The sequence below is a fragment of the Capnocytophaga sp. FDAARGOS_737 genome, from assembly GCF_009730375.1.
Classification (GTDB): Bacteria; Bacteroidota; Bacteroidia; order Flavobacteriales; family Flavobacteriaceae; genus Capnocytophaga; species Capnocytophaga leadbetteri.
Window position 1 is genome coordinate 2,406,796 of the sequence record NZ_CP046316.1, and the last position, 13,299, is coordinate 2,420,094.

Consider the following 13,299-nt stretch of genomic DNA (forward strand, 5'->3'; position numbering starts at 1 on the left):
AAGGGTTAATTACCTCTCTGCCTAACGACTTCATACAAAAAGACGGCACAGGCTACCGATACATTTAGCGACCCTATTTCGCCTTTCATTGGCAGTTTAGCTTTGCTATCTACCACTTTCAGCACAGCAGGTGAGATGCCCACATCTTCTGCCCCCATTACGATAGCGGTAGGCACGCTAAAATCTTCAGCATATAGCAATTGGTTAGTCTTTTCAGTAGCGGCTACCACCCTAATGCCACTACCTTGTAGGTAATACACAGCATCGACAAGGTTTTCTACCTTACAGATAGGCACCCGAAAGACAGCCCCCGCAGAGGTTTTGACAGTATCGGCCGTGATGCTCACACTACCGCGCTTAGGGATAATAATACCCGACACCCCTGCACATTCAGCCGTACGGATGATAGCCCCAAAGTTGCGCACATCCGAAAGGTGGTCTAAGAGCAGGAAGAGTGGTGTAGCCCCACTTTCGGTAACCGATATTACCAAATCCTCAAAATTGTGGTAATCAACTGGCGAGAGGGTAGCCACTACCCCTTGGTGATTTTTCTTAGTAAGGCGGTTGAGCTTCTCGACAGGTACGTACTGCACCGGCACTTGTGATTGCTGCAATAGTGATAGCAGTTCTCTGAAAAGGTTGCCTTGCAAACCTTTTTGCACAAACACCTTATCGAGGGTTTTACCTGCTTCAAGCGCTTCCATCACCGCCCTAATGCCATATATTTGATATTCTTGTTCTTGCATTAACTATTAGTATTTTCTTTAAACTCTTCTGTGAAATCAGAATAATCCTCTATTTTGAAAGCGCGTATATCTCTGACTGAAAGACAAAACCAAGAGAGTTTTTTCAAACTTTGTATCGCTCTGAAGAGTGTTCTTAAATCACCTTCTGTGGCATAAGTACTCCCCTGTATCCAATAAAAACCATTTTCTTCTAACACTTTCTTTATTTCAGCATAAGCATTGTTATAAGGGTCTTTATAGTGCTTTTTAAGCTCAGAGATAATTAAATCAAAAGCTATAGCGTGCATAATTCTAAGGCTTCTAAAGGTTTAAACATATCTTCTTTTTCAAAAAAAAGCTCTCCTATATCAGTTTTCACATTGATAACTACTCCTACAAAAGGATTATTATCTATCTGCGTAACCGTAGCCTCTACCCAATCGGGTTTGCCTGTAAGTTGTGGGGATACCCATACGCGTTCCCCTACTCTAAATATACTTTTCATATATACTATTCCTTTTTTCAGAAAAGATAATACTGCTATTTTACTTTATAGAAATCGTTCCTTTTAATTTCTTAGTTTTAGCCTCTACATTTATGGTACCTGCTTTATCGCCTGCTTGTACCATCATTACTAATTTGCCGTTGAAAAGGTGCATCTTAGGCAAGTGGAATTGATCGGTGCAGGTAGCATCGCCATTAGCAGCAGCACGATAAGTACCCGCACCTTTTACGGTAAAGGTTACTAAATCATTCACTGTAGGGCATAGATTGCCGTCTTTGTCTACCGCCTCTACGGTAATGAAAGCCAACTCATCGCTATTAGGGCTGAGTTCTGTTTTGTACTCGGTGCTGAGGCGCAAAGCGTAAGGCTTGCCAGCGGTATGTATCTCTTTTTCGGCTACAGCCTTGCCATTGTCGTCATAAGCTACTACCTTCAGAGTACCAGGTTCGTACTTAGTATCCATCCACATTAGGCGGTAGCGTTTTTGTCGGTTTAGGTCTGACGGATTGCCGTCTTTCTCTTTCTCCTCTATTTTTATAGAAAGGTCTTTACTGCGTTTGCCTTGACTCTTACCATTGATGAACAATTCAGCAGAAGGGTAGTTAGTATAAACGAAGATAGGAGTTACTTCACCTTCACGCCCCTCCCAGTTCCAATGCGGTAAGATGTGTAGGGTTTCGGCTTCTTTATTCCAGTGTGAACGATATAGATAAAAACGGTCTTTAGGAAGTCCCGCTAAGTCTACTGCCCCAAAGTAAGAACTATGTGAAGGCCATTCTACGTAATAAGGCGTTGGCTCGCCGAGATAGTCGAAGCCTGTCCAGATAAACTCGCCTATCATATAAGGCAAATCCTCTTGGTGTATCCAGTCATCTTCGGGCAAGTTAGACCAACCGCAGTGCTCTACGTCATAAGAAGAAGATTGCATATCGGGGTACTTAGCCATTGATTTGCGCTGTACTGGGAATTTGTACACTCCACGCGAACTAACAGTAGAGGCTGTCTCACTACCCAACAACAAGCGTTGTGGCAATTTCTTATAGGCTTCTTGGTACTTAAACGGACGGTAGTTAAAACCTACCAACTGCATAGTAGCAGCCATATTGTTGCGCAAGATGTCGTGCGGTCTGTCCATACCATTGCTCACAGGGCGTGTAGGGTCGAGCTGCTGTATGATGCTCTGTAGGTAGTAGGCTACTTGCGAGCCACTCTCTACACTTTGTTCTTCTACCTCGTTGCCAATAAACCACATCAGCACGCTGGGGTTATTGCGATAGTGCTTCACAAGGTTCGTAAGGTCTTTTTTAACCCAGTCTTTGAAGTACAAATGATAGCCATTCTCTACTTTAGGTATCGCCCACTCATCAAAACTCTCTACAGCCAATAGCATACCCATCTCGTCGGCTAAGCGTACGTATTCAGGGGCAGGCATATTGTGTGAGGTACGGATAGCATTAACGCCCATATCTCTTAAAATTAGCAATTGTCGGCGTATTGCACTCTCATTAACAGCCGCACCCAAAGGACCTAAATCATGGTGCATACACACCCCTTGTATTTTAATTTTGCGATTATTCAGGTATAAACCATCATTAGGCTTAAGCTCTATAGTGCGAACGCCAAAGGTAGTAGTTACCTCGTCTTTCAGCTGACCGTCTTCATAGAGTTTGGTAACGGCTTTGTAAAGATTAGGCGCGCCGATGTCCCACAAGCGAGGCTTATCGATGTACATTTCTGACGTAATCTTATCGGTAGTATAAGCCGTTGCTTTGGTATTAGTATGGGCTACTCTTTCCCCTTGTTGGTTGAAAATAGTAGTTTCTGCCGCAAGAGCCCCTTTTTTAGCTGATACAAATTCTGTATTTACCACTACTTTAGCAAAGTCTTGGGTTACTTCGGGCGTAGTAATCTGTATGCCCCATATAGGGATATGCGTTTTATTTTTGGTGATGATATGCACATTGCGGTATAGCCCTGCCCCTGGATACCAACGCGACATTTGGGTTAGGTTGTTCAGACGCACCGCAAGGGTATTGTCTTTAGCTTTTACATAAGGAGTAATATCTAAGAAGAAAGTGTTATAGCCATTGTGCCACTCACCCGCTTTCTGTCCGTTTACAAATACTTCTGGATTGCTCATTGCCCCATCGAACTGTATGAACACCTGCTTATCGGCAGAGAGTTCGGGCACATTGAACTGCGTGCGATACCAGCCCACGCCTACAAAGGGTAGTCCGCCGGTACGACCTGTATGCTCAATAGCCGCTTTTTGTCCGTCTTGCTTAATAGCGGTGCGCTGAATGTCGTTTTCCATATCAAAAGGGCCATAGATAGCCCAGTCGTGAGGGACGGTTACGCGTTGCCATTTAGCATCGTTATAAAGCGTTTCGGCTGCTTGAGGATCATCCTCTCTGCTAAATTTCCACCCTTTCTGAAGGGTCTGTTGTTGCGCCCAGCCTGTAGCAGTAATGCCCAACAATAGTAAAAGGTTGATTTTATTCATTTTTTAATGTTTAATTTACGATGGTTTTAGGTAAGCCTACCTTTTCTAATTTTTCATTTACACGCGCTAATTTTTTAGTAAAAATAGGTGCATTTAGATATTTGTCTAGAGAGGTATCTACCTCTAAGACTGTATAATGAGATGTTTTTCTCAATGGCTTTTTCACCATAGGGTGATTGTTTATTTGTTTTTCTTTTGTACTCATAGTCTTTATTTTCTTTTTATCGCAAAGCCTTCATAATTAACTTTAGGGCGAAATTCCTCCCATTCTCCATTCAAAAGGCATAACAAGTGAAAATCTCTCATAACAATATCAAAGTATTTTACAATTTTCATTTGGTATAACCTTGTTCTGGATGGGGTACTCCCTTCAGCGTACACCCACACATCAGGAAAAAGTTCTGTGAAATCATAAATAACAGAAACAACAGTATTTAATACCTTTTCTGTATCTCCGTTATTAGAAACTACTTGATCATCTAATTCTCCGGTGATAGGATTTTCATCTACAAGTCCTAAGTTATAGAAATTGTTTATATTAGTTTCTTGAAAAGAGATGATTTTGATAATCTTCCCTTTGCTTCCTTCACTAATAAAATTATAGATAAGAGCTGTTTCACCAATTTTCACTTCATATTTTGGTAGATTACTCATAATAAAAAAGGTTGTTAATTTTCTATCTGCAAAGGTACGAAAATAATTCTAATCACAAAGTTTTATAAAAGTCGCGACTTTGTTGTTATCATTCGTCTTTCAGTTGCCAAGTTTCTTCTACTTCCCAGTTGGCACGGAGTTCTACTATAGGGGGGAAGTACCATACCCTTTCGGGCTGTCGCTGCTGTAGGAAGTTACCCGTATCCCAACGGCGGTTACCATTGCGATCTTCTATCAGGCGCAAACGCAACTTGGCAGGATTGACATTGGCAAATACGTATTCCACCTGTGGCTTTTCTATATACAGCTCTTGCAGTACCTCGGTAGCTTTCTCATTAGTAAGCTGTAACAATATCGGGAAAGAAAGTTTACCCTCTTCAGCTTTTAAGTGGAGCTTAAATATCGACAGGTCTTCCGCTTTTTTAGTGGAAAGTTTAATATTCAGCGTGTCGTTAGTGGCGCCGAAATAGTCCGTCATAGCGTGGGGCAACGCCTCGATGCGGTATTGCTCATCGTTTTTCTTATCGAATAAGAGCGTGTATTGCAACTGCGTGCTATCTAATACCGCCTTGAAAGGGACAGCTTTCGCCAAAGAGTCTTTGCCTTGCAGTATTTTTATCTTAGCAGGGTCTACTTTTGTCAGTGGGATATTGCTTCTGAAAGCAAAGTCTTTATACATAGGCAGGTCGCCAGAAAAAACGCTTTCTATCTGCAAGCTATCGGGTTTAACGTCCTTGCCCTCTTTCAGCCTCAGGCGAAAAGTATCTACCCGCTGCTGATGCGCCACCGTAAAGACAAGCGAGTCTTTCTGACTGGGTTGATACCAGAAGTGCAGCGTATCTTTCTTAGCGTCTTTGGCTACCGTATAGCGAAAGTCGGGGGTAGTGGGCGATATAGGAGTAATCGTTACCCCCTTAGTGCCACCGTCAAAACCAAAACTAATACGGTTGGCCGCCGCTTGGGTAGGGCGATGTGCCTTATAAGGAAGCTCTTCTTTAAACAATCGCAGTTTAGGATAGGAGCCCTGTGGCTTACCCTTAAGGTCTTCGACTGTAATGGGTTCGCTTAAGAAGGCTATCTTATCGTCTTTGGGGTTAAACAGATAGTCGCCCCCCTTATCCTTTAGGGCTATCAGCTTATATTTACCCTCTTTAAGGAACTCAAACACAAAACTGTGAAGACTATCGAGCGTGGTGGTAACATAGGTAGGCTTGTGTTTGTAGACTAAAGAGTCTTTGTACTGCTCGTTATAAGGGTAGAGCATCAGGGTAACCGATAGGTCAGCTTCAGGCATCAGCGCATCGGTGACATCGCCCTCGTACCAAAGCGAATCGATAGTGGCTCCGGTAGAAAATACGTATTTGAAGTCGGTGTACGGATTGCCCTCATTATAATCTTGTATGCTATTGCCAAAATTAAGCACGTAGGTAGTGTTAGGCTTGAGGGTATCGAGCAGACTAATGTCTAACTTGCGCGAGGCAGAGGTAGGCGATATAATAGGGAACGTATTCATAGGAGGCGAAATGATAAGCTGCTTGCGCAGGTCTTTCGTCACCACAAATTCGTCAAAAGAAAGTCGGATGTGCTTGCCGCTGAAGTTAGTAGTGCCAGAGGGCGGAAAAGCCTGTAGGAGCACAGGGGGAGTAGTATCTTTATCTCCTCCGGTAGGCGAACCACGTCGGGCACACTGCCACAAAGTCAGGGCAATGGTAAATATTAATAATAGTATGGGTAATCGGTGTTTCATATTAAAATGTTACTAAATCTCTTGCTATAAGTGCCTCTTCGCCTATGCGGCTGGCTACCTGCTCGCCTTTTTGTCCGTGTAGGTAAACCCCTAAGATAGCTGCCTGTAACGCCCCGTAGCCACGTGTGCGCAGTGCGGTAAGCATACCGGTGAGCACATCGCCACTGCCTGCGGTTGCCAACGCGGGACAGCCGGTAGTGTTTATCCAAAAGGCATCGCCGTCGGTAATCATCGTATAAGCATCTTTGAGTACTAAGACTACTCGGTGTTTCTCGGCAAAGGCTTTCGCTTTGGCTAACTTGTCATAATCATCTGTCCATTTGCCTATTAGCCGCTCTAACTCTTTAGGGTGAGGGGTGAGTATAGCCCCTTGTGGTAATGCCTGACAAAGTTCAGGCTGCTGCGCCAACAGGTTGAGCGCATCGGCATCTATCACAAACGGAGTATCGGGGTATTGCGCAAATAGGTCGGCTAAGGCAGCTGCTGTATCGGGGTGCGTACCCCAACCTACGCCTACGCCTATAGCCGAAGGGGTAAAAAGTATTGGTATGCTGCTAAAATGCTTATCGGTATCGCTGGTAAGCACCATAGCCTCGGGCAATGCCGTTTGCAGCACTGTATAGCCACAGGCGGGTATGGCGACCGTGAGCAAGCCCGCACCATTTCGGAGCACCGCCGTACCGCTGAGCACCACAGCCCCCATTTTGCCATAACTACCCCCTACTAACAACGCGTGTCCATAAGTACCTTTGTGACTAAAGCGCCTGCGGGGCTCGAGGTGTTGGCTCTGGCGTATCTCGGCTATCATTGCAGCGTCTACGCAATGGTACTCGCTAAAAAGTTCATCAGCATAGTTATCGCCCCTTTCGGCTAAGGCACATACCTCTAACACTTCGTATTTGCCGATAAACTTACCGGTACTCGGCAAGAAGAACGGCAGCTTAGGGCATTGAAAGGTAAGCACCATATGAGGATGCACAAAAGCGTGCGCATCGGCAGGAGGCATATCGGTAGGCAAGCCCGAAGGCATATCGACGCTCAGCACATAAACACGAAAGGCAGCCTCTAGATTGAGCCAATCGAATAGTGCTTGTAGCCACTCGGGCAGGTCGCCTTTGAAGCCTATACCAAAAACAGCGTCGATGACTACCTCTTCGAAATTGACTACTTTGCTGTAATTGTGTTCGTCTACCGCTATAGGCTGTACCCCCATAGCGTGCAGTAGCGACTCATTTTGCCGATACTCGTCAGACGAATGGCTGCCCACTTGCAGTATATATACCGTTACCTGCTTGCCAGCCTGTATCAGCTTGCGAGCGAGTGCCAAGCCATCGCCGCCATTATTGCCCTTACCAGCGAGAATGGTAAAGCTATTGCGGTCGGACAAATGCTGCTGTATCCACTGAAAAAGCAGGTCGGCAGCACGCTCCATTAAGCACCAAGGCGAAACCTTATGAGTGCGAATGGTATAAGCGTCGAGCTGCTTTAGTTGTTGGGAAGTAAGGAGGTTCATACTGATTTGACGATTTGCCAATTGGGCGATTTGCCGATTGGGCGATTAATTTGGCAAAGGTAGTATATAATTGGCAAATGCGCAAATTTATTGATTTGGCGATTGGGCGATTTGCCAATTTGACGATTTGACGATTAGATGGGAAGGCTGGGAGGGCTGGGAGGATTGGGAAGGCTGGGAGCTTCGGTCATCCTTCGGTGATGGTAAAGGGAAGGTGTATCTTACCTATAGCGAATTGAAGGCAGATTTGCTAATTTGTGAATTTGGTAATTTGCTAATTATTCTTACCTTTGTAGCCAATTCATATTTCACAATAAAAAAATGGTTCTATCCTCTGAAATTTTTAGGGCTTTGCAACACAAGCTGAAAGTAGGCAACCGGCGCGGCGTTCACCTCAACGCCATACCGGCTAATTCGCGTTATAAATTTGATATTGCGCGGCTGTCGGCTATCTTCAAGAGCTTGCCCGAGCGCTTGGTGCTGGATATGCTTACGCTGCGCAATGTTAAATTTTCGTTTTCTATCTACGATACCGAAAGTACTAATATAGACCAACGAGGTGCTGCTACTCCCCCAAAAACAGCCGATGAAAACCCCGAACTGCAAAAACTCGTTACCCATATCGAAACGCTTATCTTTCAGAATGAAGTAGTTAGCGCTGAAAAGGGTATCAACACTTTGGGCTTTGGCTTCCCGATACTGCTGCGCCGCGACAAGAGCGACGGGCAGCTAACCGCTGCCCCTATACTGATATGGTCGGTGAAGATGAAGCCCACTACCCAGATGAATACGTGGGAAATAAGTAGGAACGAAGACGACCCCATCTACCTAAATGAGGTGCTTATCAACCACCTGCAGAGCGATTCGGGGGTAAAACTTTCGCCCATACCCGATGAGATGCTGGAAGACGGCAAGATAGACAAGCCCGAACTGCTAGCTATCTGCACCGAGATACTTCAGCAGCTAAAAATAGAGCAGAATTTAGATTTTCTGCTGAATAACTACGCCGAAATTCCGCCCCTTAAAACAAAAGCCGAATACGAAGCCCTTTTGCCCAACAAAGGCGAGGGTATGATAGAAAAATGTGGTATCCTGTCGCTCTTCGAGGTGCAAAAACAAAATATCATCAATGATTATGAGGGTTTAATCGGCAACTTTAAGGCGGAAGATATAACCCCTTCTACGGATTTTCAAACGCTGACCTCTGTACCCACCGACCCCTCGCAGCAGTATGTGCTGGAGCAACTGAAGCAACAGCGCAAAGTCCTGATACAAGGTCCTCCAGGTACGGGGAAGAGCCAAACGCTAACGGCTATACTCATCAATGCGCTGCAAAACAAGCAGAAAACGCTGGTAGTGTGCGAGAAGCAAACCGCCTTAGAGGTGCTGTACAACGCCCTGCAGCAAAAAGGGTTGGGCAAGTACTGCACTATGGTGAAAGACGCTATTGCCGACCGCAAGCTGATAGTAGAGGCGGTACGCCAAACCCTCGATGCCCCCGACTTTAGAAAACCCTCTGCCGACAACCCTACACAAACGCTAACAGAGCAGATAGTCACCCTACAAAACCACAAAGCGGCTATCAATGCTATTCACCACAAGCTAAACCAACCCCTAATAGCCGGACAGAACTGGACGTACATAGCTGCCAAGCTATTAGAATACGCCCCTGATTGCGAGGCTATAGACCTCAGCGGTGTACACTTTCAGTTCACCGATGAGGAATGGGCTACCCTCAAGGCGCTATGGCAAGAGGGCGAACGCCTATACGAAGATTACCGTCCTTATGCTAACACCGACTTTTTAGCCCCCGACACCCTAACGGCGCAGAACTTTTTTAGCACTGAACAGCAGCTCGCTACGGTCTTTAAGCAATACGAGCAGCAGTGGGAGACCATCTGCCAAACGGCTATCGCCTACCGCCAGCAATATGAGGCAAAGCGCAAAGCAGCTTTTGCGGCACAGCTCACCACCCTTGAGCAGCATCGCACCGAGTACGAGGTGCTAACGGCTACCCTCGCCCCTACTTCCGATGTGTTTATGCCGCAGAAAACCGAAGGCTTTTTCTACCGATTGGCAGCCGTATTTTCGTCAGCAAAGAAAAAAGCTATACGCACCCAGCAGCGCCTACAGCAGATAAGTCAGGAGATAAAAGCGCTAAGCGTACACCGCAATTTTTCGCCTATAGCTATCAGTGCCGACCTATGGGCTAATAAGGCTGCCATAGCCGATTACAGCAGTGCTATTGCGCAAGCCCAAGCCGATTTTGCCGACAAGGTAGCAGCTGACTTCGCAGCCCTCGACCTGCTGCACTATACCGACCCTGCCCTAAGCGACGACAGCCTACCCCTGCTACAGCAGCAGGTGCAAGCCCTAAAAAGTGCCATACAGCGCGACGGCTGGCTACAGGCGCCCCAATGGGGGACTACTTATGCCGATTTTGCTGCCTTTATGCAGCAGACACTCGGCATTTATAAGCAGTATATGTCCGACCCCGCTCACCCGCTAAAGGCTACCTATCAGTGGCACAGTTGGTATCGAACTCTTAGCACTCTGCAACAGCAATGCGTAGCTGCCTTGCGCCCCGTAAAGGCGTGGGAAGCCTCGCTACTGACGGTATATTACCCCTTACTACAACAGCAGCACGCCGATGAGAGTCTGAACTTCAGCACCCATACTTACAGTCACTTTACAGCTGAAATGGAGCGTTTTGCCGCCACTCAGCACGCTTTTATACAGTATTATTGGGACGAGGAGCAGCGCCGCACCGTTAAGGCTTTTGAAAAGCAACACTCAGCACTAACGGTAGCCAATCTGTACAACAAGCGCAAGAGCGAGAAGCACAACCGACTGACATTGCGACAAATAGCCCAGCAAGATATAGACCTTTTCACCAGCTTCTTCCCTATCGTACTGACTACCCCCGATGCGTGTTGCAACCTATTTGAGGGCAAGCACTTCTATTTTGATAATGTAGTGTTTGACGAGGCGAGTCAGTTAAAGCTAGAAGACAATCTACCGGCTATGCTAAAAGGCAAAACCATAGTGATAGCGGGCGATGAGCACCAAATGCCGCCCTCTAACTATTTTAGCAAAGTATTTGACGGCACGGCTGAAGACGAAGAGGACGAGGACGAAAGCGACACTTCGCCTGCTGTGCTCTCTAGCAAGGAGGCAATGCTAAACATAGAGTCGTTATTAGACTATGCTCTTGAATATCAGTTCAGTAAAAACCACTTAGATTTTCATTATCGTTCGCGCCACCCTTATCTGATTGATTTTTCTAATCACGCTTTTTACAATGCTCGTTTGCGTCCGTTGCCCAATACGAAGCCTTTTACCCCTATAGCCTTTGCTCAGGTAGATGGCACTTTTGAAGAGCATATCAACAAAGAGGAAGCCGTAGAGGTTATTCGTACCCTCGAGCGATTAGCCCCGCGCGGTGATGGCAGTTATCCTTCGGTGGGTATTGCGACTTTCAACATCACTCAGCGCAACTACATACGCAAGCAACTACTGCTGAAGCAGCAAAACGACCCCGCTTTTGCTCAAAAATTCAGCGCCCTTGAGCAGGCTGGGTTATTCATCAAAAACCTTGAAAACATACAGGGTGATGAGCGCGACATCATCATACTATCGGTAACCTACGGGCGCAAGAAAGATGGTAAGTTCGTACAGAGTTTTGGTCCGCTGAACCACAGCAAGGGCTACAAACTGCTGAATGTGATTATCACCCGCGCCAAAGAGAAGATATACGTATGCAACTCGATACCCGAAGAGGTTTTTAGCAACTACAAAGAGGCTTTGGCTACCGAGGGAGCTAACAACCGACGCGCTGTGCTATACGCTTATTTGGCTTATTGCAAAGCCGTAAGCACTGGCGATGAACAAGCGCGCGCCGAGATACTCAGCGAGTTAGACCGCTATGGGCATACTCACGCACAGGCGGCAACGGCAGGCGAAGAGGCGTGGAAAACACAGACTTACCTAAGGTTGAAAGCCAAACACCCTGACAAAAAAATAACCCCTGACTATCCGTTTGGGGGGTATACTATCGATATATTATTAGCGCCCGATGCGGGCAAACCTATCGCTATAGAGTGTATGAGTAAGCCGCTATATGAAGGGGAGTTAGCTTATTTGGAAGATTTGCACAAAGAGAAGATATTAAGGGGGGCAGGCTATGAGTATGAAAGGATATGGGCGGTTAATTAGGTGATTTGGACTCATATAACATCCCCCCTTTGCACATACTCCGCTGTGCCAACTCGCGGACTTCCTTCGAAGGGGGAGATGTGATGGTTAGCATACACGAGCCTCATAATAGTATAATATACCTTATATTGGACTCTTGGGAGATTTAAGTCATAAAGGTAACTTTTTATTATGTTTTGGACTCATATAACATCCCCCCTGCCCCCTTCAAAGGGGGAGATGTGATGGTCAGCATACACGAGCCTCATAATAGTATAATATACCTTATATTGGACTCTTGGTAAAGGTAACTTTATTATATCCTGAAAAGTGCATTTTTTGTCCTAAAAGTGATGCTAACATAATGCATTTAGGTTGTATCTTTGCCCTGTGATATTTTAATTTAAATAAACTATGAAACAGCTAATAATATTCATTCTTATCATTCCTCTATTGGGAATGGTACCCCCAGACGAAAAAAAACAGCGGAAGGTAGTAGAGCATTATGTAACTACGCTTCTTAATACCGAAGACGAAAACATTAAAGATGTATTTTCTTTGATGAAAATAACAGAAGAACACGAAGAAAGGCTGATGAATGAGCTAACGGATATTCTTTTATTTTTAAAAAAACAACTAAAAGGGCATAAGTACAAAATCTTAACCTATTGCCAAGCGTATAAGAAAATTGCAGATACTTTTGGAGATCCCTTCCCCTCAGAGAGAGGAGATATTTATTATATATATGATATCACTGAAGGTGTTGTACTTTGGTTTGCTCCGGTAGTAGTAAATCGCAATAACGAGATTATTAGTTTTACTATAGGTTTTAATAACGATAGGCAAGAACTTTGCTTTATATACCTTTAGAAAAGAAATAAAAAATAAAAAACAGAAAACATATTACTATGAAACATCTTATAATAGCTATTCTTATCATTCCTTTATTGGGAATGGTACCCCCAGATGACGCGCAAGAAGAACGAAAGGTAGTGGAGCATTATATCACTACGCTTCTTAACACTGATGATGAAAACATTAAAGATGTATTTTCTTTAATGGAAATAACAAAAGAACACGATAAAGAGGAAATGGATGCGCTAACCAATTTTCTTTTAGAGTTAAAAAAACAACTAAAGGGGCATAAGTACAAAATCTTAACCTTTTGCCAAGCACGTAAGATACTCAGAAAGAAACAACACTTATATCCTTTCCCCTCGGAGAGAGGAGGTACGTTTTATATTTACGACCTTACTAAAGGTATCGTACTTTATAAAGCAGCGGTAGTACTAAATAGCTATAACGAGATTATTAGTTTTGCTAGTGAAGGTGAGAATGATGATGTGCACTTTATATACCTTTAGGAATGTAAATGATAGATTCAAGTTATAATGGTGTGCTCTTTGTAAGAGGTCTATCTTAGGAGATATCTTTGTAATCTGAAAATTAATGTTTTAA

11 protein-coding genes are annotated in these 13,299 nt (G+C 44.8%); 3 read left to right on the top strand and 8 right to left on the bottom strand.

Going from position 1 to position 13,299, the window contains the following annotated elements; genetic code table 11:
* Positions 1-5 precede the first annotated feature (5 nt).
* The 8 genes from rlmB to FOC45_RS10705 form a co-directional block, all read right to left on the bottom strand.
* Entirely contained in the window at positions 6-746 is a 741-nt protein-coding gene (rlmB, locus tag FOC45_RS10670; protein ID WP_009390315.1) for a 23S rRNA (guanosine(2251)-2'-O)-methyltransferase RlmB, read from the bottom strand.
* A complete protein-coding gene (locus FOC45_RS10675; protein ID WP_009390314.1) occupies positions 746-1,033 on the bottom strand; it encodes a virulence protein in 288 nt (95 codons plus the stop codon). Before FOC45_RS10675 ends, rlmB begins: the two co-directional genes overlap by 1 nt.
* The gene (locus FOC45_RS10680; protein WP_009390313.1) at positions 1,021-1,230 is read right to left on the bottom strand and encodes a hypothetical protein; all 210 of its coding nucleotides are present in this window, start codon (positions 1,228-1,230) and stop codon (positions 1,021-1,023) included. Before FOC45_RS10680 ends, FOC45_RS10675 begins: the two co-directional genes overlap by 13 nt.
* Positions 1,231-1,270: 40 nt before the next feature.
* Entirely contained in the window at positions 1,271-3,733 is a 2,463-nt protein-coding gene (locus FOC45_RS10685; RefSeq protein ID WP_009390312.1) for a DUF4982 domain-containing protein, read from the bottom strand.
* Positions 3,734-3,743: 10 nt separating this feature from the next.
* A complete protein-coding gene (locus FOC45_RS10690; protein ID WP_009390311.1) occupies positions 3,744-3,938 on the bottom strand; it encodes a hypothetical protein in 195 nt (64 codons plus the stop codon).
* Between the two features lie 5 nt (positions 3,939-3,943).
* On the bottom strand, positions 3,944-4,387 hold the full coding sequence (locus FOC45_RS10695; RefSeq protein ID WP_009390309.1) for a hypothetical protein: 444 nt from the start codon (positions 4,385-4,387) through the stop codon (positions 3,944-3,946).
* An 88-nt stretch (positions 4,388-4,475) separates the two neighbouring features.
* Positions 4,476-6,134 (bottom strand): Ig-like domain-containing protein, encoded by a 1,659-nt coding sequence (locus FOC45_RS10700; protein ID WP_009390307.1) that lies wholly within the window; start codon positions 6,132-6,134, stop codon positions 4,476-4,478.
* Position 6,135: 1 nt separating this feature from the next.
* Positions 6,136-7,647 (bottom strand): NAD(P)H-hydrate dehydratase, encoded by a 1,512-nt coding sequence (locus tag FOC45_RS10705; RefSeq protein ID WP_009390300.1) that lies wholly within the window; start codon positions 7,645-7,647, stop codon positions 6,136-6,138.
* 321 nt (positions 7,648-7,968) lie between these two features.
* On the opposite strand from FOC45_RS10705, the gene FOC45_RS10710 reads away from it, so the two are divergent.
* The 3 genes from FOC45_RS10710 (at position 7,969) to FOC45_RS10720 (ending at position 13,205) form a co-directional block, all read left to right on the top strand.
* On the top strand, positions 7,969-11,862 hold the full coding sequence (locus tag FOC45_RS10710; protein ID WP_009390298.1) for an AAA domain-containing protein: 3,894 nt from the start codon (positions 7,969-7,971) through the stop codon (positions 11,860-11,862).
* 393 nt (positions 11,863-12,255) lie between these two features.
* On the top strand, positions 12,256-12,711 hold the full coding sequence (locus FOC45_RS10715; RefSeq protein WP_009390295.1) for a hypothetical protein: 456 nt from the start codon (positions 12,256-12,258) through the stop codon (positions 12,709-12,711).
* A 38-nt stretch (positions 12,712-12,749) separates the two neighbouring features.
* Positions 12,750-13,205 (top strand): hypothetical protein, encoded by a 456-nt coding sequence (locus tag FOC45_RS10720; RefSeq protein ID WP_009390293.1) that lies wholly within the window; start codon positions 12,750-12,752, stop codon positions 13,203-13,205.
* Positions 13,206-13,299 lie beyond the last annotated feature (94 nt).